The organism is Nesterenkonia haasae, from assembly GCF_010119385.1.
GTDB classification, from domain to species: domain Bacteria; phylum Actinomycetota; class Actinomycetes; order Actinomycetales; family Micrococcaceae; genus Nesterenkonia; species Nesterenkonia haasae.
This window is the reverse complement of record NZ_VFIE01000017.1, coordinates 480489-500875: the sequence shown is the minus strand read 5'-3', so window position 1 is coordinate 500875 and position 20387 is coordinate 480489. Positions and strand designations below refer to the sequence as shown.

General features: G+C 61.4%; 17 protein-coding genes and 4 pseudogenes. 6 read left to right on the top strand and 15 right to left on the bottom strand.

What is annotated here, in order from left to right; all coding sequences use genetic code 11:
- Nucleotides 1–96: 96 nt before the first annotated feature.
- The gene (locus FH975_RS02425) at nucleotides 97–969 is read right to left on the bottom strand and encodes a DUF4190 domain-containing protein (protein WP_162319862.1); all 873 of its coding nucleotides are present in this window, start codon (nucleotides 967–969) and stop codon (nucleotides 97–99) included.
- A 229-nt stretch (nucleotides 970–1198) separates the two neighbouring features.
- Here FH975_RS02425 and FH975_RS02420 point away from each other — a divergent pair.
- A pseudogene (locus FH975_RS02420) lies at nucleotides 1199–1714 on the top strand (cation-transporting P-type ATPase); the annotation flags it as partial.
- A gap of 55 nt (nucleotides 1715–1769) precedes the next feature.
- On the top strand, nucleotides 1770–1955 hold the full coding sequence (locus FH975_RS17030; protein WP_407938603.1) for a cation transporting ATPase C-terminal domain-containing protein: 186 nt from the start codon (nucleotides 1770–1772) through the stop codon (nucleotides 1953–1955).
- A 47-nt stretch (nucleotides 1956–2002) separates the two neighbouring features.
- Here FH975_RS17030 and FH975_RS02410 read toward each other — a convergent pair whose 3' ends face one another.
- From FH975_RS02410 to FH975_RS02395, 4 genes and pseudogenes are all read right to left on the bottom strand, one after another.
- A complete protein-coding gene (locus FH975_RS02410) occupies nucleotides 2003–3034 on the bottom strand; it encodes a 6-phosphofructokinase (RefSeq protein ID WP_162319860.1) in 1032 nt (343 codons plus the stop codon).
- Nucleotides 3035–3079: 45 nt separating this feature from the next.
- Nucleotides 3080–4093: a type I glyceraldehyde-3-phosphate dehydrogenase gene (gene gap, locus FH975_RS02405; RefSeq protein ID WP_162319859.1), complete on the bottom strand. Its 1014-nt coding sequence runs from the start codon at nucleotides 4091–4093 to the stop codon at nucleotides 3080–3082.
- 78 nt (nucleotides 4094–4171) lie between these two features.
- Nucleotides 4172–4486, bottom strand: coding sequence for a hypothetical protein (locus tag FH975_RS02400; protein WP_162319858.1), 315 nt, complete (start codon nucleotides 4484–4486; stop codon nucleotides 4172–4174).
- Nucleotides 4487–4598: 112 nt separating this feature from the next.
- Nucleotides 4599–4727: pseudogene (locus FH975_RS02395) on the bottom strand (CoA-binding protein); the annotation flags it as partial.
- A 280-nt stretch (nucleotides 4728–5007) separates the two neighbouring features.
- Here FH975_RS02395 and FH975_RS02385 point away from each other — a divergent pair.
- Nucleotides 5008–6030: an alpha/beta fold hydrolase gene (locus tag FH975_RS02385; protein ID WP_162319857.1), complete on the top strand. Its 1023-nt coding sequence runs from the start codon at nucleotides 5008–5010 to the stop codon at nucleotides 6028–6030.
- Nucleotides 6031–6281: 251 nt separating this feature from the next.
- On the top strand, nucleotides 6282–6731 hold the full coding sequence (locus tag FH975_RS16460) for a helix-turn-helix domain-containing protein (RefSeq protein WP_235928283.1): 450 nt from the start codon (nucleotides 6282–6284) through the stop codon (nucleotides 6729–6731).
- 35 nt (nucleotides 6732–6766) lie between these two features.
- Here FH975_RS16460 and FH975_RS02375 read toward each other — a convergent pair whose 3' ends face one another.
- Complete coding sequence (locus tag FH975_RS02375; protein WP_162319856.1) at nucleotides 6767–7576, bottom strand: Swt1 family HEPN domain-containing protein; 810 nt, start codon at nucleotides 7574–7576, stop codon at nucleotides 6767–6769.
- A 71-nt stretch (nucleotides 7577–7647) separates the two neighbouring features.
- Here FH975_RS02375 and FH975_RS02370 point away from each other — a divergent pair.
- A pseudogene (locus tag FH975_RS02370) lies at nucleotides 7648–7872 on the top strand (integrase core domain-containing protein); the annotation flags it as partial.
- Nucleotides 7873–8222: 350 nt separating this feature from the next.
- Here the strand turns inward: FH975_RS02370 and FH975_RS02365 are convergent.
- The 7 genes from FH975_RS02365 to FH975_RS02335 form a co-directional block, all read right to left on the bottom strand.
- Nucleotides 8223–9020 carry a hypothetical protein gene (locus FH975_RS02365; RefSeq protein WP_162319854.1) on the bottom strand — a complete coding sequence of 266 codons (798 nt, stop codon included), beginning with the start codon at nucleotides 9018–9020 and terminating at the stop codon, nucleotides 8223–8225.
- Between the two features lie 372 nt (nucleotides 9021–9392).
- Nucleotides 9393–9914 carry a hypothetical protein gene (locus tag FH975_RS02360; RefSeq protein ID WP_162319853.1) on the bottom strand — a complete coding sequence of 174 codons (522 nt, stop codon included), beginning with the start codon at nucleotides 9912–9914 and terminating at the stop codon, nucleotides 9393–9395.
- Nucleotides 9911–10390, bottom strand: coding sequence for a hypothetical protein (locus tag FH975_RS02355; protein WP_162319852.1), 480 nt, complete (start codon nucleotides 10388–10390; stop codon nucleotides 9911–9913). Before FH975_RS02355 ends, FH975_RS02360 begins: the two co-directional genes overlap by 4 nt.
- Nucleotides 10378–11439 (bottom strand): nucleotidyltransferase domain-containing protein, encoded by a 1062-nt coding sequence (locus FH975_RS02350; RefSeq protein ID WP_162319851.1) that lies wholly within the window; start codon nucleotides 11437–11439, stop codon nucleotides 10378–10380. The genes FH975_RS02355 and FH975_RS02350 overlap by 13 nt, the downstream gene beginning before the upstream one ends.
- A gap of 124 nt (nucleotides 11440–11563) precedes the next feature.
- Nucleotides 11564–12625 (bottom strand): ImmA/IrrE family metallo-endopeptidase, encoded by a 1062-nt coding sequence (locus tag FH975_RS02345; protein WP_162319850.1) that lies wholly within the window; start codon nucleotides 12623–12625, stop codon nucleotides 11564–11566.
- Nucleotides 12615–13508: a hypothetical protein gene (locus FH975_RS02340; RefSeq protein WP_162319849.1), complete on the bottom strand. Its 894-nt coding sequence runs from the start codon at nucleotides 13506–13508 to the stop codon at nucleotides 12615–12617. Before FH975_RS02340 ends, FH975_RS02345 begins: the two co-directional genes overlap by 11 nt.
- Nucleotides 13505–14518 (bottom strand): hypothetical protein, encoded by a 1014-nt coding sequence (locus tag FH975_RS02335; protein WP_162319848.1) that lies wholly within the window; start codon nucleotides 14516–14518, stop codon nucleotides 13505–13507. Before FH975_RS02335 ends, FH975_RS02340 begins: the two co-directional genes overlap by 4 nt.
- 371 nt (nucleotides 14519–14889) lie before the next feature.
- On the opposite strand from FH975_RS02335, the gene FH975_RS02330 reads away from it, so the two are divergent.
- Complete coding sequence (locus FH975_RS02330; protein ID WP_162319847.1) at nucleotides 14890–15906, top strand: hypothetical protein; 1017 nt, start codon at nucleotides 14890–14892, stop codon at nucleotides 15904–15906.
- 373 nt (nucleotides 15907–16279) lie between these two features.
- On the opposite strand, the gene FH975_RS02325 is transcribed toward FH975_RS02330, so the two are convergent.
- Together FH975_RS02325 and mobF are read right to left on the bottom strand one after the other, a co-directional pair.
- Nucleotides 16280–16663, bottom strand: coding sequence for a sulfate permease (locus FH975_RS02325; protein ID WP_235928281.1), 384 nt, complete (start codon nucleotides 16661–16663; stop codon nucleotides 16280–16282).
- 149 nt (nucleotides 16664–16812) lie between these two features.
- Nucleotides 16813–20350: pseudogene (gene mobF / locus FH975_RS02320) on the bottom strand (MobF family relaxase).
- Nucleotides 20351–20387 lie beyond the last annotated feature (37 nt).

Here is a 20387-nt window from a genome sequence, read left to right as displayed (position 1 = left end):
GACAAGATGTCTTCCCTGATCAACGGCACCTTGCCGTTAAGCTCAGGGTAACAGCAGGCTGCTAATGTGCCTGCCGTTGCCCATTTGAGCTTTCAATCACTCGGAAGTTTCGAAGAAGAAGTCCTGGGTGTCGAGGAAACCAAGCCGGACACGCAGCGTTCCATCGTCATCGGTGGGGACCACAAGTGCCACATTCCCGGTTTCGGTTCCACCGGTGTACAGCTCAGCAAAGCTCTCGAAAGCGTCCGGGGTCACTGCGGAGTAGTCGTAACTGGCAATTGTTTCGCCCGTGGTGGTCACATATGAGAGCTCTACGCCCATCATGGGTGTGTCGGAGTCCTCCCCAAGGTATGTGGCGCTCATATCGACCATCATGTAGCTCATACCCTCGGGAGCTGGGTCGTTGTACGGATTCTCGGCCGCGATCTCGTCGTCTGCGTTGGGTGTCACACCATGGATGGTGACTTCCCATTCTTCGTTCGACACGGTTTCGCCGGGTGCCAGCGGGTTTTCCCGGGTCCCCTGGTCCCCATCCGTCCCGGTTTCCTCAGCCTCTTCACGCTCTTCGGCGATTTCTTCCTGCTGATCTTGGACTTCTTCTTCAACTTCGGCCACTTCTTCGTCGTCATCAGGGTCGGCATCGGCTACGTCGTCGTTGAGCCGTTCGCTTTCCTCTTCCACTGCGTCGAAGACCATGCTGGTGAGGAGGATTCCGACAATGGCGATGATGGTACCGATCGCGCCGGTGATGACACCGGCGATGCCTTGACCTTCACCACGGTGCTTCACGATGGCCACGATGCCGAGAATGACAGCCAGTGGACCAAGCAGAAAACTGACCAGTCCAATGAACGGGATGAACGCTAAGACGATCGAGACGATTCCCAGGACCATCGCGCTGATGCCCAGGCCTTTGCGCGCTGGAGGTGCCTGCTCTGGAGTGGGATAAGTGTAGTAAGGCTCAGTCATGGGTGTTCCTCTTCAAGGGAGTGGCTGTGCGTTGAGTGTGTCTTCTCACGCAATTGCGAGAAGCCGATATGACTTTACTTGAAAGGATGCTCTAAGGCACCTAAACGTTTGCTGGTAATCGCGAGATTCACCGTGTTTCTACTGGTCGTAGAAGCGCCTCTCCGCTTCGAGATAGAGTCGAAGAGCCACTTTCTCGTCCGTCCGAAGGACCTCTAGAAACAGGAGCAACGTGAGGCTTGAGCACCTGTCAGATCCCCATGCACTCCCATTCGAAGAGGTCCTCACGAGGTATCGGGCTGCTCACAGCTCAGGGCTAAGCAGTCTCGACGTTCAGGACAGGCTGGCCGATTTTGGACCTAATGAATTGCCGGCTGCTGAGAAAACTGGCGTCGTCATCCAATTCCTGCGCCACCTCAATGATGTGTTGATCTATGTGCTGCTCGGGGCAGCGGTACTCACTGCCGTGCTGCAGCATTGGATTGACACCATCGTCATCGTCGCAGTGGTGGTGGTCAACGCGACGGTGGGGTTTCTTCAGGAAGGCCGGGCGGAACGTGCTTTAGAGAGTATTCGTGAGATGCTTTCGCCCTCGGCCACTGTGTTGCGTGATGACGTGTGGCATTCTGTTCCCGCCACTGGCCTGGTGGTCGGGGACTTTGTCCGGCTTCGCGCCGGCGACAAAGTACCAGCCGATCTGCGACTCAACGAGGCCCAGGAGCTGACCGCCGAAGAGTCGGCTCTGACGGGCGAGGCGCTTGAAGATTTTCGCACTGTTCAACAACCGCATCGCCTGGCTTTGTGTGCTTGGCCTGACCGTTCTGCAGCTACTGTTCATTTATGCACCGCGCCTGCAGCAAGTTGTCGACTCCGCGCCGCTCAGCGCCGCACAGATAATAGTCATTAGTTGCGCCGGCGCTGCGGTCTTTCTCGCGACTGAGGCTCTCAAAGTACCCTTGTATCGTGGCCGCCAAGTGTCCTCTTTGTAGGTGCGGCCCCGGATGCGGGCGCGCACAGGGTTGCGCAGAGTCACCGCTTACCGGCCGAAGAGGACTTTCGCCTCGTCGTAGCGTTCTGTTGGGACCGTCTTGAGGCCGTCCAGCGCGGCGGTGAGGTCGACTTTGACTATCTCTGTGCCACGTAGGGAGGCCATGAAACCCCAGGCTTGCTCATGCGCCAGATCAAGGGCTTTGATCCCGAACCGGGTGGCCAGCACTCGATCGAAGCCGGTGGGATTTCCTCCGCGTTGAATATGGCCAAGCGTGGTGCTGCGAGTTTCGAGGCCGGCTCGCTCTTCGATCTGTGCGGCGACCCATTCACCGATTCCGCCAAGACGGGGCCTACCGGAAGCCTCCTCTCCTTTGCCGGCTAGGGCTTCCTCTGCGCCCTCAGGAATGAACCCTTCTGCCACGACTACAAGAGGAGAGCGGCCCCGGGAATGCACCTGTTCGGCCCACTTGCACACCTGGTCTATGCCGACTCGCTGCTCTGGAATCAGAATGGCGTGGGCACCGGCTGCCATGCCTGTATGCAGGGCTATCCACCCTGCGTGGCGACCCATCACCTCGGCAACCATGCATCGGTGGTGAGACTCACCAGTTGTGCGAAGCCTGTCCATAGCGTCCGTTGCTATGGAAATGGCCGTGTCGAATCCGAATGTGTAGTCGGTGGCGTTGAGATCGTTGTCGATGGTCTTCGGGACACCCACTATCGGAAGACCCTCATTGGCCAGGCGCTTAGCTCCGGCGAGAGTTCCCTCACCGCCTAGAGCGATCACCGCGTCTATCTCATGGCGTTTCAACTGCTTTGCCATGTTCTCCGGCCCGCCACCTGGGTAGTTGTAGGGATGTGTGCGGCTGGTTCCCAGGATGGTGCCGCCGACGCGGGCCAGGCCGCGCACATCATGGCGGGAGAGTTTCATATAGTCGGCCTCGATGAGTCCGCGCCATCCGTCCTTGAACCCTACGAACTCGTCTCCATAGCTCTTAATGCCGTGGAGGACCGCGGCGCGTATGACGGCGTTGAGGCCTGGACAGTCACCTCCGGAGGTGAGTAACCCTATTCGCATGGTCCAACTCCTCGCTTCCGATGGTTGTCGCTGAGGGTACTTGGCCTAAAGCCGTTCGCCGATGTAAACGGCTGTCTCCGCCATGCGGGAAGCGTAACCGTATTCATTGTCATACCAGCCGAAGACCTTCACCGTTTGGCCAATGACCTTCGTCAAGGGCGCATCAAAGATCGAGGCATGTGGATCAGCAATGAGGTCTGACGAGACAAGGGGATCTTCACTGTACGCAAGCGGCCCGGCCAAAGGTCCTGCAGCGGCTTTCTTAAAAGCCGAATTGACGTCATCAACGCTGACACCCTGTTTTCGGATGGTGACGGTAAGGTCGGTGCCCGAGACAGTGGGCACTGGAACACGCATGGCGAAACCGTCCAATTTTCCGTCCACTTCGGGGATCACCAGACCGATGCCCTTGGCTGCTCCGGTGGAGGTAGGCACCATGTTGACCGCTGCCGCCCGGGCGCGCCGGGGGTCCTTATGAGGAGCATCGTGTAGGCGCTGATCTGCGGTGTAGGCGTGAATCGTCGTCATAAGACCTTCGACGATGCCGAATTCGTCATTGAGGACTTTGACCAGTGGTGCAAGGCAGTTGGTGGTGCAAGATGCATTGGAGATTATGGTGTGGCTGGCGGGGTCGTAGGTCGACTCGTTAATGCCCAGCACGAGAGTCGCGTCCGCCCCCTTGGCTGGTGCAGAGACAATGACCTTTTTCGCTCCGGCTTCGATATGTCGCGAGGCAGTCTCATGGGTTCTGAAGAGCCCAGTACATTCCAAGACGATGTCGATATCGAGTTCTGCCCAGGGAAGGTCGGCAGGCTCGGTCTCAGAAAGTAGTTTGATCCGGTGTTGACCGGCCACTAGGTAGTCACCGTCCCTGGCGACTACCGCTGGGAATCGGCCGAGAATGGAATCGTATTTTGTGAGATTGACCATCGAGTCGGGATCTGTGAGGTCGTTGATGGCGACGACTTCGAGGGCTTGTCCCTGTGCCTCAATGACCCTCAGCAGGCTACGTCCAATCCGTCCATAGCCATTGATCGCTATTCTCGTCGTCGTTGACATTTCGTCCTCTCGTGGCGTGCTCAGGTGGTGCCTAGAGAAGCCTCGAGCGCTACTGATGTGAGGCTAGTGCTGAGAGCATCACAATTCATCGGTAGTGATCCGAATGTAGCCTCCCTGATCAATGTAGGTATCGGCCTCCATTGCTTCATGGGCTAGGGCGTCGGTCGTCACGGAGGAAGTGCCCTCTGCTCCAAACTCCATTGTGTATTGGTCGGCAGTGGCTATCTCGACATGCTCTGAACGCTGACCGTCCGGAGTCTCCATCAGAAGGGGAGTGGAGAGCCCTTTCTCCAATCGAATCTTGATCATTGTGTCGATGAGTTCGCCTTGAGCAGTTGGTACCTCTGCGGTGAACTTCTTGGTTTCGGTACTGACGGTGAGTTTCGCGGGCATTTCGTCCCCTACTTAGCTGATGGAGTTGTGACTCAACCAACAGTATCCTTTCATATCTGCTGGTCAGAGGGTTGGCGCGCAGGTGTGATGACCCCGTACTTACTACGCTGGGTCACAAACCAAATTTGGGGGCTTCAATCGCAGGGCAGGTGTCCATTACTACGTCGAGACCGGCGTCACGGGCGCGAGCGGCCGCCTCGTGATCAAGAACTCCGACTTGCAGCCAGACCGCCTTAGCTCCGTGGCTCGGACTCAACAGTGCCAACGCGGCGCTGACCGTGATCGAGAATCGGCCCGAGCTGCCCCCAAGTATCGTCATGTTCAACGACATGAGCCATCTGGAACCCGAACTGCAATGGACGGGATTCCCCCAGACATTGCGACCCTGAAGAGAACCGGAACGACAAGGGAATCTGAGATGGAGCGGCCCAGAATATGGGTCCCTGGTGGAGGCGTTTCGGCACCTTGGAGGGCGTGATGTCGATTCTGCCGGGTGTGCTCTCTGAGACAATTGGCTCATCATGCGGTACGTAGGAGCTGGGGTGCTCGCCGGGCTTGGGGCCGTGGCGGCTTGGCTCCTGCGCGGTGGACCGAGGCTACCGCCCGACACCGATGCGATCATTGAGCGTCTGTCGCAAAGCGACCTCTCGCATGTCGTCGCTGGTGAGACGGGATACGCGGACTCCAGCGGCGTGCGCATCTGGTACGAGGCCATACCCGCCCGGGCGCCTGAGAAGGGCGTCGTGCTGCTGAATATCTCGATGGCGGGAAACTCGCTGTTCTGGCCGCCGAGCTTCATCCGTGGACTTACCGGCGCTGGGTACCGGGTCATCCGTTACGACCAGCGCGGCACCGGTGCTTCGGATTGGCTGGAGGACTGGGACCGGAAGCACGCGTACTCGTTGCTTGACATGTCCGCTGACGCCATCGCGGTCCTCGATGCGACACAGGTGGACAGAGCACACCTGATCGGGCTCTCGCTCGGGGGGTTCGTCGCCCAAGAGATCGCGATAGCCCATCCCGACAAGGTGGCATCAATGACGCTCATGTCCAGCGCGGCCGACCCCACCGACGCCAGCCTGCCCGGGCTGCGGAGTGGCCCGCTGCTGCGATCGGCTCTGGCCGGGCTGCCCCTCCTGCGGTACCGACTCATGGGCGGCGAGAAGAACCTCGTCAAGGAAGTCATCGCGAAGACGATCAGTGGGAACGGCTACGAGGGCCTGCATGCCGAGGAGCTGACCGAACTCGTGCTGTATGACCTGCGGTACCGCCGGGGCATCAATCTGCGCGCTATCCTCCAGCACCAGGCTGCCGTGGCGGCCACCAGGTCGCGATACGAACTGTTGCCCAATCTCCGAGTCCCGGCCCTGGTCGTCCACGGCACGGCAGACACCTTTATCCCGGTGGAGCACGCCGAGAAGCTCGTCGAACTTATTCCCGGTGCTCAGTACCTCTGGCTGGAGGGTGTGGGCCACCAATTCCCCTACCCGGACATGACTGCCGTCACCCGTGAGATCGTCTCCCACCTCGACCACAGCGCCTAATACCGACGCCGTGTCACCCAACGCGGCCAACCATGCGCAATGGCACGCCCCTGACATGCATGGATTTAGAACGCTAGAGGACTCGCTGGAGCTGCTGGAGCACTGCGCGGGCATCTGCGCCCGGCCCTTCGATGCCCTGTGCGACGCAGAGGCCAGGCCGCGTTGAATGGGCCTCGAGTGCCCGCAACAAAAACGAGGCCCGAACCTCGTCCAAGGATGGTCCCTTGGTCTAGAGTTCGAACCTCGTTCGTATGGGGTCCCTACGTGACACGTTCGCAAACTTTCCCCCTCGGGCGAAAACCCTGGCAACCCGCTGGTATCGGGGCGTCTACCGGGACGTGCGACGCCCCGTCGGCCCTCCATTCAAGGACATTCGGGGGCCGATCGTGCGGAGGATCGAGACGGCTCAAACTTTTCTTACCGCCGCCGAGATCGACAGTCTGATCGGCGACTATCTCGCAGGTGCAGGCATCCAGGAGTTGGCTGAACATTACGGGATTCACCGCGCAACCGTGTTCGCTCACCTACGGCGGCGCAACACTCCGCGTCGGCGTGCCGGGCTTGATGTCGACGAGCAGGCCGAAGCCGTCAGGCTCTACCGTGAGGGCCTCTCGCTTCGTGCCATCGGTCGGCGAATGGGGGCTGATCGAAAGGTCATTCGTGCAGCGCTGGTCGAGGTCAGGGTCGAGATTCGGAGATGAATAGAGGGAGTTTGGCGAGGCGCTTATAAGAGGGCTTAGTCGTCGGGATTCACCGAATAAGTGAGGAGGCGCATGTCGTCAAAATCCTGCCCATAGCCTGTGGAGCGTGTATAGGCCGAGTTGGTGCGGAGCGTGAGATGAAGTGCGAAGTTTTCAGAGATATCCTCTGGGCGTATCACGTAAGAGAATTCGACTTTCTCACCATCTGTAGTCATGTCCGGGTCGCGATCCGGAACCATGAAGGAGTGACAGTCAGGCTCTCTCCAGAGCTGCCAGACGAGCACCTTGCCACGAACCGGTGTGGACGCACATTGCAGTATTAACATGGTTCCAACGTCCACACGGCCACCGAATGCGGTCTCCTCGGTCGAGTGCTTCGCCCAGTTGTTGCCCAAGTCGTCCTGTAGTCGTTCGATCAACGGAAAATAGGAACGAGAGTCGTGACTACTTGCGCGATGTGCCGCAACGAGTTGGTTGATCCGGCCAGCGGCACCAGAGAGGAGATCACGCTCATAGGGAAGCAACTCACGGCTGTGTGCGACAGTATTTCGCACGCTCTCAATTGTGCGCATTAGCCAATTGAACTCGTCCCTCTCCGGAAATACGTCTTGAAACAGTGACCAGTTGTCGACGACGACTCTGCCAAGTTCACCCGTCATGGTGTAGTCGATGAGGTCGTCGCGGCTTACATGCGGACCCCGCTTCTTCGCATCGTTATCGCGCCACGTGCGGAGCCGTCGCTGCTGACCGTCTGGCAGCATGTCGGCCCAGCCCGACCCCAATCGCTCAGCGATGATTAGCCGCAGCCGTGTCTCTACAGATCGAAGGGCATCGACAGGTTCCATCGTTCCAGGGTATCGATGGGTTCAGGGTGTCTCAGCATCGTGACCAGCCAACCTCAATGCCCACGCCAACGGATGCTGGGATCACTGGTTCGATCGGCAGCGTCGGCGATGTGCTGGACGATGCGCAGATGGAGTCCACTGTAGGTCTGTACAAGACCAAGGTCATCGACCACCAGAGGCCCTCATGGAGTTCCTGGCGACAAGTCGAGCAAGCTATCGCGGAGTGGGTCCACTGGTACAACCAGCAGCGGCTGCACTCCAGCATCGGAAACCTCCCACCGGAGGAGTTCGAGTAGATCTACTACGATCAACCCCGAGGGCTCAGCTAACCGCTGCGGCCTAAGCCAGAACTCCATCCCTCCCAGGCCGATTCAAAGAGTCATGGTTCGGTCAGCCCCCTGTCCGCGGGTCGTGCGGAAGCCCCACGTATCTGGACTGACCTAGAGCAGCCGAGATCCGGATGACCCAAGGTGGACGGGCACCGCCGAAGAGTAAATCGACTGGAAGCCGACGCCCTGACGGGCTCGAGAAGTTTGGCTGCAGAGGATACTCAGCGTCGCACGTGCGACATGCTGCTGTAATTGGGATCATGAGTTGGCCTACCGGCGCCGAGAGGCCTCAACGGAGTAACGTCACTCGGCGATTTTCAAGACTTGGTAGGCGCTCCGCATCGGCGGTCGAACAGCAACCATCCACACTTCAGCAGTTGGTATGAGGCAACAAACGGCTCCGCGACGTGACCGGGACTTCCGGGCGCCTGGCCCTCGCCAACACCAGTTCGTCGATCGGCCGTTCCGAAGTTGGACCGTTGAAAGAGCGACCAGCCCAAGATGTGTGCGTCGGCGCTCATCTCCCGCCAAAGGCGCCGGGCGCCTTCCTGACGTGGGCCGTCCGCAAAAGCGTGGTCCGATGCTGCACCGATGACCTCAGTGAGGTTGAGGCTCGCCTTACCCATTCGCACCGCAGCAACATTAGCCTGACGCGCACTCAACCACGTCCGCTGATCATCAAGGTTCCCCTGATCGTCCTGATCGAGGTGGGTACCGGCGAGGATTCCGTAGTACTTGCCCATCTGGGCGTACATCTCGGCGAGGACCGTGAGCGCCCTCTCGCGGCGCTGACCGCGATCTTCGGGGCCCAAGATCCATACTGCCTGAGATGCGCCGACCAGTGCTCCACGCAGCACGGTGAAGTGCGACGAGGGATAGAGTTGCTTGGCCTGAATCGCATCAAGCGCCAGGCGGAGGTGCTCGCCGGCAAGAACGAGTGACATCCGCGCAAGCTGGCTAATCGCCATGTACGGGAAGATCTCATCATCGATCGCCAGGTCGCTACCACTCTCTGGTGTCTCCACGTGGTGGGCCCTGAGCCGCCAGCGGTCTAGGTCGGGTGCGGTGTCAAGCATCTGCGTTAGCGCCGCCCGCTCCGATTCGGTTAACGCCATGGCCGGTACTATAGCGACACTGCCCCTCGTGGATTACCTGAACACCGCGAGTTACGTGTGTGTGAATTAGGGGTGCGGTCAGTAGCCGGTCGGGCTGCCCCAGGCGGCCAGGAACACGTTCTTGGGCAACCATGCGTAGAAAAATTCTTGCGGGTCGTGCATGAGCACTTCCCCGGTGTCGGCGACCAGGACAGTGAGGAATGCTCGGGACCCAGAGCACAGTCCGGTCCAGACTGATGCGCGAGCAAGCTGATCTCCACCGGGCCGGAGGAGAGGGTTTGAGCCTGTCGGCGAGGTCTTGCCAGTGGAACGGATTTCTATCTGCTGTTCCGTTTAGTCTTTCCGATCTCCGTTTTTGGAAACTACCAGAGCTTATGCGTCATTCTTTTTCACAGCCGTAATGTAGCTTCTCTTGGCTTCATCACTGCGGGAACGGTCGAGACGTGAAGAGATAGATACGCCGCGGTCTCGTCGTGTTGGACGATCTTCCCACGCCTCCCGCATCGCCTTTCCGGCTTCAGCTCTTGTAGCAGATACCAACGCCTTGTATGCGGTGCTTATCTCGGCATGCGCGTGGATGTCCAGAAGGGCACAGTAGTAGGACAGTCGCGACTGTATGTCACTGATATGCGTGGTGATGCTCTGGCGTGCGGCGGCTGATCCGTCGCGACGGTGGACGAGGTACGGGGCTTCCAAGTAGTCCTCGACTGCGCGCAGAGCCTCGCTGTAGATCTCTGCACGTCGTTGTTTACGCGCGATTCGTTGTTGGATGCTGTAGCCAGCAACAGCGACAACGGTCGCGAGGAGTGCCGCGATGATCGTCGCGATGCCGTCCCAGCTGATCGGTTCGATCATGGCGAGCACATGTTCGGAGGGAGGTGCGGTAGGACTCATCGTGGACTCCCTTCATATCCGTGTGGTGCTTCGGGTGCCAGCCACGTTCCACCGCGATGCCCGCCGGTATGGCGCCAGTATGTCTCAAAGAACACGTGGTCCCCCGTGAGGTTGAGCAGAGCGAGTAGGCCGTCCTCTGCAGTCCACCGCCGGTCCGGCGGGTCCCCCGGATAGAAGAGACAAAGGCCATCGTCAGGCATTCGGTGCGGGGATTCCAGTCCGGCGTCGGCGAACACTCGCGGATAGTCCCGTGCAGCGAGTCCGTAGGTGTCGTAGAGCGGTCGGGCCTCGAACAGGATCGTGACGGGCACTGTCCGATCCCGTCCGGGAACTTCGAGGCCACTGTGGCGATAGATCAGCCGGTCGCGCCGGAGATCCACCGTGATTTCGTCGCCATAGTGGCGTCGCGCATCTCGCTGGAATGGAAGCGTCCAGACAGGATCGGCTCCGTACCAGCGAGGGATCATGCTCCCCATGAGCGTACGTTTCCCCGGTCTCGGCCAGCCGACGGACCGGTGCCGGTCAGGAGCGCGGGAGCGCCGAAGGTCTTGGAGTCATTGGCCTTCTCAGCAGCGACGCGACGGCCTTCTTCCTCCAGGACGGCCAGAGGACTGGGTGCGGGAAGCATCTCGGGATCGTTGAAGAACTTGGCAAGTTCGTTATGTGCCAGGGTCATGTATCCGGCCCTCTCGTAGGAGATAGCTCGATCGAGTTTCTCGAGAGAGCGCTTCAGCCGGCGCACGACCTCGGTGCGGGTGTCGTTGAGCTTGATGAGGTTCGCGGCGACTCCGGCGGGATCGGGAGTCTCGCCGCGTGACAGCTCCTCGATGGCGTATCGGAACCACTCGCGCATGCCTGCGATCAGTGCGGTCGGTGTGTCGATGCACCCTAGTGCTAGAGCCTTGATGTTCCAGGAGCAGAGCGACTTGCTATTACTCCGGTTCCAGTGCTTGAGAAGTCGCACGACGCGGGCGAAGCATGCATCGGTGATCTTGTTGGCGGCGACGATGAGTTCGGTGTGATTTTCGGGGTGCGAGCGATCCCAACTCTCGAACCGTGGGATGTAGAGACCTGCGCCGCCGGGATTGTCGATGGCGACGATCACGTCTGCGGTGAAGTCCGGCTTGCCTGGGGCGACCGGGTCGCGGAAGCGTACGAGAATGGATCGCTTGCGTCCCTTCACCTCCACTGCCAGGTCGCCGTACCGCTGCTTGAGACCCGCGCGGATGGCTTCTGCGGCACGCTCCTTGAGGTCCTTCGGGCCGCGCTTGCCGGGACGGTATTGCTGGTCGGGGTCAGGTACGACAATGCCGAGGTCGACATCGGTCAGCGGCGTGAGTGCGTCCCCGTGGGCGATGCTGCCATTGACGTAGGTCCGGCTCCCCGGGAATTCCTGAAGCAGCACAGCGCCAATAGCAGTGCGGCGCTTACGGGCCTCGTCGAGTTCGTCGTCAGAGACCTCGATCCTTCGGCGTGCTTCTTTGAGGATCTGTTCGAGTGTGATCGTGGGGCTGATGGTTGTCATGGTGTTCTCCTTGCCGAGACTGTGAGCTGGTGACTCTTCCGGCTTGGAGTCCCACGCGAAGCATCACCTCGATGCTCTACAGGGGACGGACGACGTAATTCGTTCTGCGTGACGACGCCCGGGATCAACTGCACTCAAGACATATTCCGGTAGCGGGGTCGAACTGCTGAGTCGACCTCAGCAGGAAGCAGGACGGACACTGTTTCTCTTGGACTCGGAATGCACAGTTGCACTGTCTGCACTCAGGGCAGGTAGGAGCTCCACACTGCGCGCACGGTGGGTCGAACGTGCGGAACTCATGTCCGCAAGCGATGTGCTCGCAGATTCTGAATGCGCCCTTTGGGCCGCTGTCTCTTCGCGGTAGCGACAGGACGCGCCAGGCCGCTCGGTCACTGACCGAGACGACGACGGTCATGCCACCGAGATCGGCGGCCTGCGCATACAACTCTTGACCACGGATGCCGTCACGGTAGTAGAACTCAGCCTCACCGTCGATCGTGCGTTCCGGGGCGCGCAGGGCAGCATCAACGATGCTCACTCGTGATTGATCACTGCCTCGACGGAGTGGAGGCAGTTCGCGGGATGAAGAGAAGACCACCTCACCTTGATTGTCAAGCAGCGTTACGTGACCGGGTGTTCGGAGTGCTAGGGCAGCGCGGACGCATACGGCGGCTCTGGACACCTGCGGCGCGGCCTGCCACAAGGACACGACGCTCGCTGCAGAGGGTCCCTTTTCACCGATGTGTTGTTGAACCAGGTCCTTGGGTAGTAGGAGGGCAGAGGCAAAGAAGTCGCAAGCGGCGTCCTCCAACGCGAGCCCGCCGTCAGGTTGCTGCGTGGGGCGTTCCATGAGGTCGTAGACGCTCTGCTGGAGATGGTGACCGTACTCATGAAGCGCGGTGAAGGCTCGTCGACCATGACTAGCCGATTCTGATATCGCCAGTACGGGAGGCATCTGATCTGCGAGGTACCCACCTGCGACGCTGCATCTGGATGCATCGACCTCCCGGTCGGGGACCAAGCGCACGTCGATGTCGTCCCTCGCCGTAAATGTAGCAATGGCATCTTCGAACAGCTGAGAACGAAGCTCGGGCTCGGACATGTCAATGTGGTCGAGCATTGCAGTGACCTGCTCGATGACCAGACTCTTTGGCACGGCGATCGGGCGGCTCTGTTCAGTGCTCATCAAGGACCGCCGCGAAGAGTGTGTCGAGGCGGCGATCCCAGTTGGTGGCCTTCTGACCCGTCTGACGTGCAGCAAGAGCCCATGTTTGGTGTGAAAGGTCGCGATAGGCGGTGGCGACATCGCCGCCACGCTGAGCGGCGTAGGCAAGGACTTGATGGTGGCGTCGGGGGTTTTCTAGGCAGTCGATCAGTTTCGATGGTGGGGTGGGGTTTGCGGCCAATATCGTCTCGACTGGCTCACCTAGTCCAGGTGCAAGCTTCCTGGCCTCCTCATTGGTGAGGGGGATCTGCCCGCGCCAGATGGCGAGCGCCTTCTGTGGCGTCGTCCCCAGGGTATCCGCGACGTCTTGGATCCTCAGATCCGAGTTTTGCAGCATAGTGCTTAGTTCCCCGGAACCGTCCCCGTGCCATCGAACAGCGGAGAGTTCATCCATAGTGTCCTCGATCAATGCCTGATACACGCGCACCGGATGTGGTGTAGCGCGATCGTCGCCGCCCTGGCCCGGCTCCGCGGCAAGGAGAGCTGCCGTGACTTCGGATTCCAACCAACCAGCGAACCGGTCAAGGACTGCATTGGGTACGCCCCGCTTGAGGGTGCGCCAAGCCAATGTCGGAAGGCCAAACGGACCGGCCTCGGCGGCGATGCTCGCGCTGTTGGTGTCGGCGTAGTCGAGGTCGAACGACAAGGGCAACACAGTGGTTCGTTGGTCGGTGCTGAGAATGACGACAAGTTGGACTCGGTCGTGCCATCGCGCACGCCAGACTTGCCCGACCGAGAGCTCTGGTGCGACACCGGTCCATGCCGCGTGCAGATCCTCGGGAATGGCGACGCTTGCAGCGGCATCTTCAAGTCTGGATCGTCGAGGTGCATCGTCACGAGTCACATCGGCTCCTTTCTCGGCGATCGCGACATATGCGATCCCACCTGGGACAGACGACCTGATTCGGAACCCTTGGCCGCGATCTCGAACATTCGCAGGACGATCTCCTCACGATCCTCGTCATCGAATGTGGCGAGCCTCAGCCGATCGGCCAGAGCATCGCTAAGTGCCTGCGTCGCGGCGCGCCCCAATCCTGTAGCGGCTCTCCGTTCGTTCATGCCGCACCCGAGCACAGGCAGCAACGACTGCTCCTCCGTGCTGAGGGTCACCCAAAGCTCTTCTGCTCGCTCCTGCAGGCCGAGATTCGTCCAAGGATCATCGCTATTCACGACCCGAGCAGCCACCGCAGCGGCTGAAGAGCCGTCAGGCATCTCGATGAAGACCGGCGGCGCGAGTAGCGCGAACCGGCGCTCAACCACCTTGGCCAGGTCCTCATCGCGGACAGAACCGTCCGCATGATCGATCACTCCATGACAGACGGCGGTAAGGGCAATGATTGTTCCTCTTGGAGTCTTTCCGGCGCTGTTCCAGCTCAGAATCTGGTAACCGCGAACGCGGGCCGCGGCCTCATGGAGTTCGTCGATATCTCCTTGCCACAGAACAAGGAGGTGGTTCAGTAGCGCCCAGGCCCGGATGCCCTTCAAGTCAGGAGGGCGAATGAAGCGGGTGTCCTCCGAGAGCAGGGTGTCCAGGCGACGACGAAGCTTTCCGCGTTCCGTCCCCTTGGCTTGATCAATCAGAAAGTTCCGAATGGCCTTCAAGATGAGCCGTTCAAGGGATGCCTGGTCGGTCGCTTGGGTGTAGCAGGCAAGCACGAAGACCTTGGCCCGTCTCTCTTGCGAGAACATGTCGGCAAGGAGGTCGTCAACCGCGTCAGCGCTCCAGCTCGCGTGCCCGCTCGGTGGAGGAAAGGACGATGTGCGAGTCACCTGTGCTCCGAGTTGGCGCAGCAAGCGGATCGTCTCAGGTCCGCTCGCGTCCGCGCGCCGACCTATCTCATCGAATGCGCTCACGCGGACCCCTACCGACGAACCTAGATCACTTCATCATCATTTCAGCCGAATGCCACGCGGACGAGACGACACGCCGTGGCAAGAATCCGCGCCTCTAAGTAGCGCCTCGTCCATTGTGTGCTAACGCCGGAGAGATGTGGTCCGCGACCGCTCGCCATGTTGTAGGCACGTGTCAGGGACACACTTCGCGCGAGGAGGCAGAGGCGAGGGTCGGTTTCGACTGAGATGCTAGGGGGATCAGGGAAGGACGTCTTGGCATGGGTAGGTCCGAGCAGGCGAAACAGGTCGCGCGGCGTCTCGGTGTTGCCGCGCATCCGAGCGCGGCCCAGATCGCTGAGGCTGTCGCGGTGTTTGCTCCCTTGGGATGAGCGATGAGCGAACGCTGGCACATGAAGGGCACACTCCGCGCTCTAAAGCTGGCGGCCACAGGAGCCGGATCCTCCGAACTCGATGAGGTCATCACAGACGTCTGGAACACCGAAAACCGGATATGGCTCCAGCACGCAGCGACACCGATCCGGCGATGGTCGAATTCCCACTATCCGTTCAAGCAGGTGCTCTGGGAGCGCGTCAATCTAATTGAGAAGGCGATCGCCCATCACCAAGCACGTGCTTATGAGGCGTCGATTCCTATCATTCTGGCTCAGATCGATGGGATTAGTAGAGACCTGACTGGCCAGTCATTCTTCTCCAAGGCCAATACCGATCCTTATCTCGATGACGTGACTTTGTCAGGAATGGAGACCAACCTACCGATTGTCCGTCGAGTGTTCTCTACCGACGTCAAGGAATCGGGCAGGTACGGGCTCGTCTCACGTCACGGTGTCCTGCACGGGCGTGACCTCACCTATGCCACGCGCGTGAACTCCACCAAAACGATTGTGCTGGTCGCAGCACTAGCCGAGTACTTCCCGCGGGTCGCTGATGATGCCGGTGCGCGACTACGCAGACAGCATGAAGAACAGGTGGCCGGCACTCAAGCCGTGGACGACCTAGGACGATTCGTCGACGACAGACACATCCCGGAGATCCACCAGTTCGCCTGGGACTTCGACGTGGCTTACTCGAACGATGTCCTATTGGGTCAAGATGCATTCCACGCAAGCACGGTTGGATCGGACGTCGCGCGCAAGGTGGGGCTCGACCCAGCCTCGTTCACAGTTGGAGACGATGAGACAGGGTGCTGGTGGCATTACAAGCTACCCGCCGGTCGAGTCCTCGGCTACGCAGCTCGCCCATCCACAAGCAGCAAACGGCGCCACCCCGATGTGTGGAGGTGGGACGACAGTCAGGCGCCGACGGGCCCGCCGTGGCAGTGCCCGGAGGGATGGCGCTCTGATGACGATTTCCCCCGGTCGCCCAACTGGGAACCGAAGGTCGTCGTCTGAGCCGTCAGGTCAGGAGCAGCAGACCAGCCGATACGGATACCCCGAGCGCCCACGCGGTCTGAGTAAGAGAATTGAGCGCTACCCTTGTTTTGTTCATAGGCGCCTCCTTAGCCTTGTGCTTCCTGGTTTCCGATGGATCGTTCAGCGTGAACATCAGACTTACGAACCGAGTGAATACGAGAACCACGAAGACGCCCGCAGCAACCGCAGCAATGGGAATCGAACCCAGAACTCCAGCCCCTGAGCTGGCCTGACGGACCAAGACGAGTCTACTCGTCCGACCGGACCTTCGACCGAGTCAGGGCCTCTGCGGCCACAGCTACCTGCGGATGAAGCTTGAGTCGTAGTTCGCGCCCCGAAGATCTGGCTGGGCTCAGACCCTGTGGGGCCGCCTCGCAGTGAACGTGGGAGCGATCTGATTCGTGTCAGTGCAGATGGTGTCGATCTGCCACTGGCGTCGCTCGGACAGGCGCGTGCTTACCAGGATCGCGAGGCTGACGGGCCCCATGATCACGAACTTCAGCGCGTTCCAAACAAGCAGGATCACCAGCAGATTGAGCCAGCCAGGACCATCGTCCTCGACAACCGCCACGCAGATGCTGGCCGCGTAGAGGTACGGGATGGCGAGGAGCATGGCAGGGGTGCCCCATCTGAGTCCTCGGCGGGTGCGGATCGCATCGAGGGCGATGTTGGTGGGCATGTAGCGGCGCAGGAAGTACCGGGTAGCGACGCTGGCGGACCATAGTAGGCGGAACATGGTGTCTGATCTCCTCATGCACGTTGGGCCGTCTGGTGCGGCAGTACGTGTATGAGCGCCCACAGAGTGGGCCGTCCCGAAGGACCCGAAGTTGAGGAGGACCTGCCTCTTCTTCCACTGTATGCGAGCGGTCAGACAGGCGGAAGGCCTCACAGTGCCAGCCCATGCCGGTCGATCGCCTTCTGGGGCGTCCGAGGCCTGGCTTCCTGTCCGGCGCTCAAGCGATGAGCGCTCTCTAGTGCCGCGCGGGCGCGGGCGGCGTCCATCTTTTGGGCCGTGCTGTCCGGGACCGGGCCGAGAGCGTTGGTACTGGTGATGTTGTACCGGTCGCGGTAGGCCGCGACGGTGTGCACCTGGCGTCTCCAGGTTTTCGCTGCTCTCGTGTCGCTAGGTGGTTCACCGAGTGTGGTCAGCCAGGAGGTCGTTCGCTCGTTGAGCGCCTGGTCGACCAGTGCGTCGGCGCGGGTCTCGATGAGGTCGCGGCGTTCGTTGAGCGCCCGGCGCATGTCGGGGCTCATGGTGCCGGTGGCTTCGGGGACGAGGCCGGCGATCAGTCGCGGGGCCTTGCGCGTGCGGCCAGAGCCAGCCGGGCGTGCTGTGGCTTTGGCAACCCTGTCGTGAATCACTGCGGCGATGTCGTCGGCGTCATCGAGACTCCGAGCGCTGATGAGGCGGGGGAGCAGGGTCTCGACGTTGTGGTGGTTGGCCTCGGCCCGTCGTAGTTCAGCCGAGAGCGCACCAAAGGAATCGGAAACGATTGCTTCTTCGGTCTGTTCATCGGTGAGACCGGAGGCTCTGAGCAGGGTGGCCCAGCGGTCGTGTTGGGCGGCTTGGGCGATGGTCTCGTACTCGGCGGCGAGTTGGGCGAGTGAACCCCAGGCATCCTGCTCGGCCGTGATCGTTTCGTGGGCTGACAGTTCGGCGCCTGAGTGCTGGAGCACTCCGTAGAGCACGCTGCGTGCGGTGGCGTCAGGGTTGTCGCCCGGATGCGGTTCGGCGTGTGCGTCGTCGGGCTTGTCGGTGGTGACGTAGGCGATGTTGTGGTGGCGGCCGCGGGTGAGGCCAACGTACAGGTTCTCCCTGGTGGTCGAGGCGTCCACCAGGACGTGGCTGGTGTCGGTGGTGATGCCCTGTGCGCGGTGGGCGGTCACGGCGTAGCCGAGGTCGAGATGCTCGGCCACGTAGCCGGCGGGCAGGACGACCGAGCCGCCCCAGCGTCGGCTGGCGGGCCGCGCGGTGAGTGAACCGTCTCGGCGTACGTCGGTGACGGTCCACCGGTCGCCGTTGCGGACCCACGATTTTCCGCTGCGCAGGCGGCGGTCGTTGCGGCGGGTGATGACGGTGTCTCCGATGCCGGCGGCGGTGCCGTCGTGCAACGGGGCTTCGCGGGTGGCGTCCACGGTGCCGTCGAGGATCAGGTCAGCTCGGGCGCGGGCATTCAGGGCGGTGATGGTCTCGTTGGCGTCCGCGATCAGCACACTGGCCTTGCCGTGTTGGGTGTCGGTGCGCCAGGCGGGGTAGGCGGTGTCCATCATCTGCTCGGTCTCACCGCCCACGATGCGGCCGTGGTCGGCGTAGGTGTCGATGACCTCGCTGCGCCCGTGGCGCAAGTTCAGGGACGCGGTCTTCTCCCAGGCATTGGTGAACCGGTGCACATCGACCAGCTCCGGTGCATCATCGCGGTCAGAGACGAGCAGGGAGAAGGCGCCGCCGGCATCGACAGACTGGAGCTGGGCATAGTCGCCGACCAGCAGCACCTTGGCCCCTGCCTGCGCTGCGAGGTGGGTGATGCGATCCAGAGACAAAGTGCCGGCCAGGGAGGCCTCGTCGACGATGACGAGCTGGTCTGCCGTGAAGGTCGTGCCGTGGGTAAGGTGGTTGGTCCACCACTTCGCCGTGTTCTCCGTCGCGATCCCGAGGTCATCGGCGAGAACCTGCGCGGCGACCGCCGAAGGTGCGAGTCCGACCACGGACCCGGGACCATGCTCGGTCTCCCAGGCTTGTCGCAGCGCGGACACGGCTGTGGTCTTGCCCGCGCCGGCTGGCCCGACCAGCACGTCCACGGTCCGTCCGGAAACGGCGACCTTCGCCAGTGCATCGGCCTGGTCCTCACCGAGCACCCGGCCTTCACGGTCGGGTCGCCGCGCGATCTGTTCCACCGTGGCAAGCGGCACCGTGGGAGCAGTTGTGGCCCGTGATCGTTCGAGGAGGCGGTCCTCGGCTTCCAACAGCATCTTCGAGGAGTAACACGGTGGAGTGCTTGGGGCGGAACCGGCTGGTGCCGTCCTCGCGCCGAAACAGCACAGGGCTGGAGGCCAGCTCCGGAGGCGTGAGCCGCAGGGACGCTCGTTCGGCCGCATCGACGACGAGCCCGACGATGGCTTCGCGGTCGCCGGTGGTCGCGAAACGCCAGCCCATCGTCTGCCTCGCGGCTTCGGCGGTGAGGTTCCACCGCCGCCATGTTGAGCGCTTCTCACCGACCACCTCAACGACTCGGCGGCCAAGAACTGCGATGAGATCAAGAAGAATGTCGTCAGCACGCAGCAACAGCGGAGTCTCGTCCGCGGTCACCGCTCGCGCCCACTCTGTCGCGTCACTGCCGAGAATGGCGCCGGCTCGCTGGCGCCATTCGGCCGTCAGATCGGCCAAGGAGCGGACCTGCTTCTCCGGCCTGGTGGTGAGCGTGGCCTGCGCTCGGAGCTTGATGATCATCGCCGGCCGGCTGCCTCCCGTGGCGTTCGACGTGGGCGGCGATCAAACGGTCCTTCTCCGCATCGATGTCGCGCGAGCGTGAGGAAAACTCGACCACCAGTTCCTCGGACACGCTCGTGATAGCCCACGTGGGAGTTGCGGTCCCGACCCATCTCGCGCGTCTGCCACTCGACACCGCGATTGCCGGTGAAGTGGTCGGCAAAGACTGCCTCATACAGCTCCGAGAGAGGCGGCGTGCATCGGTCTCCCGTCCAGGGCGAGCCACTTGCCGTCCTGGACGGCGCGGACCTTGTTGCTGATAACGACGTGGGTCTGCAGACGAGGGTCACCGGCGCGCGAGTCGTAGTGATCGAAAGCTGTGGCAATGAGCACTGCGACGTCTACCTGCGTAACCGCACAATCACCAGTGGACGCGCCAGTACGGGTGGCTGCAACCTCGCGCTCCATGAACGCCACCACCTCAGCAACCGCCCGATGATGCGCATCGGCAATCAAAGCCTGCGTCCCAGCATCGGCAACCGCCTACAACACGCTCGCAGACTTCGGGATCGAGAACGTGTAGTCATACCCCGCTACAGCTCGCCGGGTCCCTCACGTGGTCTCCTCGGCCTCGGTCGCTGTCACCGCTTCGGCTCTCGCTGCCGGCCCGAGCGATGAGTCAAGGTCGGCGATCCGCTGCTAAATCCGGTCAACCACGGAGGCGTACTGTGGGTAGGCATGCCCCAGCGCTTCACCGGTGACCGGATCACGGCCCATCCCAACGAGGGGCTGAAGCTGGGCCTCGGAGACCTGATCGCCAGCACTGATACGTCCGCCGCCGAGGGCGGGTAGTCCTGCCCCGAGCCAGCGGCCCGGCGGACTCCCCTCCTCGGCGTAATAGCGGGTCAACGGCGTAGACAGCGACCGATCACCATTACCGGCAGCGACGGTGCGCAGCAAGTACTTGTAGCCATCGCCCGAGCTCATGACGCGCATCGAGACCGTCACCGTCGCCTCCTTACTGCGACTAGAT